Annotated in this window: 4 protein-coding genes; 2 read left to right on the top strand and 2 right to left on the bottom strand. The window is 76.2% G+C overall.

Features of this window, described 5'->3' with window-relative positions; translation table 11 throughout:
- Window positions 1–1,410 (top strand): SbcC/MukB-like Walker B domain-containing protein (locus E1265_RS33415; RefSeq protein ID WP_279571489.1); only part of this gene is annotated, 1,410 nt, incomplete at its 5' end.
- Between the two features lie 53 nt (window positions 1,411–1,463).
- Window positions 1,464–2,303: an SDR family oxidoreductase gene (locus tag E1265_RS33410; RefSeq protein ID WP_132934705.1), complete on the top strand. Its 840-nt coding sequence runs from the start codon at window positions 1,464–1,466 to the stop codon at window positions 2,301–2,303.
- Window positions 2,304–2,351: 48 nt separating this feature from the next.
- Here the strand turns inward: E1265_RS33410 and E1265_RS33405 are convergent, their stop codons facing one another.
- The gene (locus E1265_RS33405; protein ID WP_132934704.1) at window positions 2,352–4,049 is read right to left on the bottom strand and encodes a DUF885 domain-containing protein; all 1,698 of its coding nucleotides are present in this window, start codon (window positions 4,047–4,049) and stop codon (window positions 2,352–2,354) included.
- Window positions 4,050–4,142: 93 nt separating this feature from the next.
- A complete protein-coding gene (locus tag E1265_RS33400) occupies window positions 4,143–4,643 on the bottom strand; it encodes a GNAT family N-acetyltransferase (RefSeq protein ID WP_347877282.1) in 501 nt (166 codons plus the stop codon).
- Window positions 4,644–5,118: the final 475 nt, after the last annotated feature.

Below are 5,118 nucleotides of genomic sequence, written 5' to 3'. Positions count from 1 at the left end.
CGCCCCACCTCCGACCACGTTGACCGGGCCGCCGAGGAGGCCGCCCGCGCCGCCCACCAGGCCGCGGAGCGGCACCGCGCCCAGGCGGGCCAGGACCTCGCCGCGCTCCGCGCGGACCACGCGGCAGCGGCCGCCGAGGCCGGCGACGAGCCGGCCGAGGCCCTGACAGGTGCCGTGCGCGCCCTGGAGGCCGATCTCGCCGCGGCCCGCGCCGAGGCCGCCGGCGAGCCGGCCGCCCGCCAGGCCATCGCCGCCGCCGAGGCGGCGCACGCCCGCCTGCTCGACCAGCGCCGGGACGCCGAGCGCCGCGGCGCCGCCCGCGCCTCCCGCCGGGCGGCACTCGCGGCCGAGCTCACCGCCCTGCGCGCCGAGATCGACAGGGCCAGGGCCGACGCCCCCACCGTCGCGGACCGGGCCGCCGCCCTCAACCGTCGGGCCGAGGCGCTTGCCCTCGCGGCCGCCGCCGCCCGCGCCGCGCAGGAGACCGCCGACCGCCGCAAGCAGGCCGACGGCCGCCTCGCCGACGCCGCCTACCAGGCCGGCTTCGACAGCCCGCGCGCCGCGGCCGAGGCCGCCCTGCCGGAGGTCGAGCGGGCCCGGCTGCGCCGCCGCGTCGACGCCTGGCTGGCCGAGCGCGCCGCCGTCGCCGCCGCGCTCGCCGACCCGGCGGCCACCGCCGCCGCCGCGGAGCCGCCCGCGGAGCCCGAGGCCGCCAGGGCCGCCCTGGCCACCGCTGCCGGCCGGCTGCGCGCCGCCGCCACCGCCGAGGCGGCGGCCCGCGCCCGCCGCGCCGAGCTCGACGCCCTGTCCGCCACCGCCGCGGCCGACGCCACCGAGCTCGCCCCGCTGCGCGTCGCGTCCCGCCGCATCACCCGGCTCGCCAGCCTGGCCGCCGGCACCTCGCCGGAGAACGAGTACCGGATGCGGCTCGAGACCTATGTGCTCGCCGCCCGCCTCGAACAGGTCGCCGCCGTTGCCAGCGCCCGCCTCCACCGCATGTCGGCCGGCCGCTACACCCTGGTCCACACCGACGCCAGGGCCGCCCACCGCGCCCGCTCCGGCCTCGGCCTGCTCGTCATGGACGCCTGGACAGGTCGCGCCAGGGACACCGCCACCCTCTCCGGGGGCGAGTCCTTCTTCGTCTCCCTGGCCCTCGCGCTCGGCCTCGCGGACGTCGTCGCCGAGGAGGCCGGCGGCCCCCGGCTCGAAACCCTCTTCGTCGACGAGGGCTTCGGCAGCCTCGACGAGCAGTCGCTCGACGAGGTGCTCGACGTGCTCGACGGGCTGCGTGAGCACGATCGCAGCGTCGCCATCGTCAGCCACGTCCCCGACCTGCGCGCCCGCATCCCCGCCCAGCTCGAGGTCGTCAAGACCCGCCGGGGCTCCACCGTCCGCCATCGCACCGGCTGAGGCGGCGGAAAACCGGCTGACACGCACCGCCGGGACCGGCAGGCTCATGGCGCATGACCCACCATCAGCTCACCTCCGCCGGCCGTGACCCACGGCCGCTCCTCGGCCGCGCCGCGCTGGTCACGGGGGCCAGCCGACGAGCCGGCATCGGCTACGCGGTGGCCCGCCGGCTCGCGGCCCTCGGCGCCAGCGTCTACCTCCACCACCATGTGCCACACGACGCCGAGCAACCCTGGGGCGCCGACCCCGAAGGTCCTGATCGGCTCCTCCGCGACGTCGCCGAGCTGCTGGCCGACGGCGCCGGGGCCGCACACGGCCCGGCCGACCTGACCGACCCCGAGGCCCCGGCCCGGCTGGTCGACACGGCCGCCGAGGCGTTGGGCGGCCGGCTCGACATTCTGATCGCCAACCAGGCACTGAGCGGCCGGGACGGCACTCTCGACGAGATCGACGCGGCCATGCTCGACGCCCACTGGCAGGTGAACGCCCGCGCCTCCCTGCTGCTGGTCCAGGCGTTCGCCAGGCGACACGCCACCGGCGGCGAGGAGGCGCCCCCGGGACGCGTCGTGCTGCTCACCTCGGGCCAGGACCTGCGCGGCGGCATGCCGGGCGAGCTCGCCTACGCCGTGGCCAAGGGCGCCCTCGCCTCGGCGGTGCGCAGCCTGGCCACCGCCCTGACCCCGCGCCGCATCACCGTCAACGCCGTCAACCCGGGCCCGGTGGACACGGGTTACCTCACCGGGGATCAACACGCCCTGGTCGCGGGCCTCTTCCCGGGCGGCCGCTGGGGTGCCCCGGACGACGCGGCGCGGCTGATCAGCTGGCTGGCCACCGACGAGGCCGGGTGGATCACCGGCGAGGTGATCAACTCGGAAGGTGGATTCGCCCGTTGAGCCGGCGGCCGGGGCGTGGGCAGGCCGCGCCCCGGCCCGGCGCACGGCTCAGAGCGCGGCCAGCTCCTCCTCCAGGTCGTCGAGCCCGAGCGAGCCCTGCGACAGCGCCGCCATGTGCCACTTCTTCGCGTCGAAATCCGCGCCGCGCGCCGCCCGCGCCGCCTCGCGGCCCCGCAGCCACGCCCGTTCGCCCAGCTTGTAGCCGATGGCCTGTCCCGGCATGCCCAGGTAGCGCACCAGCTCGCTCTCCACGAACTCCGCGGGCCGCCCGTTGTGCCGCCGCATGAACTCGAGGCCCAGCTCGGGCGTCCACCGCTCGCCCGGGTGGAACGGCGAGTCCGCCGGGATCTCCATCTCCAGGTGCATGCCGATGTCGATGATCACCCGCACCGCGCGCATCATCTGGCAGTCCAGGTAGCCGAGGCGGCGCTCCGCGTTGTGCAGGAAGCCCAACTCGTCCATGAGCCGCTCCGCGTACAGCGCCCAACCCTCCGCGTTGGCGCTGACCATGCCCACCGTCGTCTGGTACCGCGACAGGTCGTCCGCCACGTGGGCCCACTGCGCCAACTGCAGGTGGTGGCCCGGTACTCCCTCGTGGTACCAGGTGGAGACCAGGTCGTAGACCGGGAAGCGGGTCTCGCCCAGCGTGGGCAGCCAGGTGCGCCCGGGCCGGGCGAAGTCCAGCGACGGCGACGTGTAGTACGGGGCCGCGGCGCTGCCCGCCGGGGCGATCATCGACTCCACCCGCTTGACCCGCTCCGCCAGCTCGAAGTGGGTGCCGTCCAGCGCCGCGATCGCCTCGTCCATCAGCCGCTGCAGCCAGACCCGCACCTCCTCGACGCCCTCGACGGCCTCGCCCGCCGTGTCCAGGTGGCGCAGCGCCTCCCACGGCGTGGCACCCGGCAGGATCTTCTCCGCCTCGGCCCGCATCTCCGCGTGCAGCCGGTGGAACTCCGACCAGCCGTAGGCGTACGCCTCGTCGAGGTCGAGATCGGTGCCGTTCCAGAAGCGCACCCACCGCGCGTACCGCTCACGGCCCACGATCTCGGGCGCGCCCTTGACCGCCGGCGCGTACACGTCGCGCAGCCAGTCCCGCAGCCGCGCCACGCCGCCGGTCGCCGTCTCGGCCGCGGCGTCGAGCTCGGCACGCAGCCCCTCGGGTCCCCCGGCCACGAAGCCGGCGAACCAACTCCCGCCGTCCGCACCGCCGATCCACTCGCCGAGCTGCCCGATCACCGTGGCGACCTGTCGTGGACCGGCAAGCAGCCGCCGCTCGAGCCCGGTGGCCAGCGACTGCCGGTAGCTCTCCGCCGCCTCCGGCACCGCCCGCAGTCGCCTGGCCACCGTCGCCCAGTCCTCGTCCGACCGGGTCGGCATCAGGTTGAAGACGTCCCGCACTTCGTGGATCGGCGAGAAGAGGTTGCTCACGGCGCGGAGCGACTCGCCGGCCTCGTGCACCGCGAGCTCCGCGGTCAGCCGCTCGCGCAGCAGCCGCGCGCAGCGACGCTCGGTCGCCGCCTCGGCGCCGGGCAGCGACTCGGCGGCCGTGAGCCGCTCCAGGGTCGTGCGCGCCAGCACGGTGCGGGCCTCCTGGCCGGCGGGGGAGTAGTCGGGCAGGCGGTCGGCGCTCTCGGGAACGCCGAGGAAGGTGCCGGTGATCGGGTCGAGCTCGACGAGCGCGTCCACATAGGTGTCGGCGAGCTGACGGGGGAGCGAGGTGCTGGTGTCACTGACGTCAACGGACATGCGTCCATCCTGGTACGCCGGGGCCGGGTTCGTCATCAGCGATCGGCCCCGACATTCTCGACGGGCCGGCGGCCCCGGTCGTCCGGGCGCGACTCAGCCGCGGGCGCGCGCCGGGAGCGCGGTCGCCGTGGGCCGGCCTGCCAGCCGGGCCGAGAGCACCACCGCGCCCTCCTCCGGGTGCCGCTCCACCGCGAGGCCGACGGCACGCATCACCGCGAGCATGCCCGCGTCGGCCGGCGGCGCCACGGTGTAGACGGCCTCCCGCTGCTCCCTGGCGGCCATCTCCACCAGCGACCGCAGGAGCGCGGAGCCGACCCCCCGCCGCTGCCAGGCGTCCTCCACGAGCAGCGCCACCTCGGCCTCCGAGCCGTCCCACAGCAGGTGCCCGAGGCCCACGAGACGGCCGGACACCGTCCTGGCGGCCAACGCGCGGCCGTGCCGCGGGTCGAGCAGGTGCGGCAGGTAGCCGTCCGCCTCGTCCACCGGGCCGTGATAGCGGCGGGCGAGCGTCTCCGGCGAGCAGCGCCGGTGCAGGGCGAGCGCCGCGTCGAGGTCGTCGGGGCCCGCCGCGCGGAGCAGGATCAGATCGGTCATCGGACGCGCCGACCCCCCGTCGCACGCCGGCCCACCGTCCGGCACGCGCCGGCGGCCATCGGCCCACCGGCGATCGGAACCGTCCCCCCGCGGTCCCTGGCGCGGAACGCCGATAGAGCCGCTCGGTACATCGGAGTCTGCCATGAAAGCACTGTCGTCCTCGGTTGTTGCGTGATCACGAACGCCCTGTGACCGGACGGTAAAGGAGGCTTCCGACGGAAATGTTCCCTTCGCTTCCGCCACGTTGGTCCACCCCCGCACCACGCCGGCCGATCCGCCAGGGCGACGACCGCGCCCGTCGGCGCGGCCCACCCGGGCCGTCCTGGGCACCGTACTCCCGTGACTGGTCAACGCCCCCGTGGGCACACCAAATTGAGCCTCTTACGACAGAAAACGCGGTGCCCGGCCCGGGTGTTCCCGGCGCCGGAAGGTGGCCCGGCTGGACAGCCCGTGCCCGCTCGGGTGGGATGGGAGG

The sequence above is a fragment of the Streptomyces sp. 8K308 genome (genome assembly GCF_004348315.1).
In the GTDB taxonomy this organism is placed as follows: Bacteria; Actinomycetota; Actinomycetes; order Streptomycetales; family Streptomycetaceae; genus Streptomyces.
This window is presented reverse-complemented; position numbering and strand designations above follow the sequence as displayed.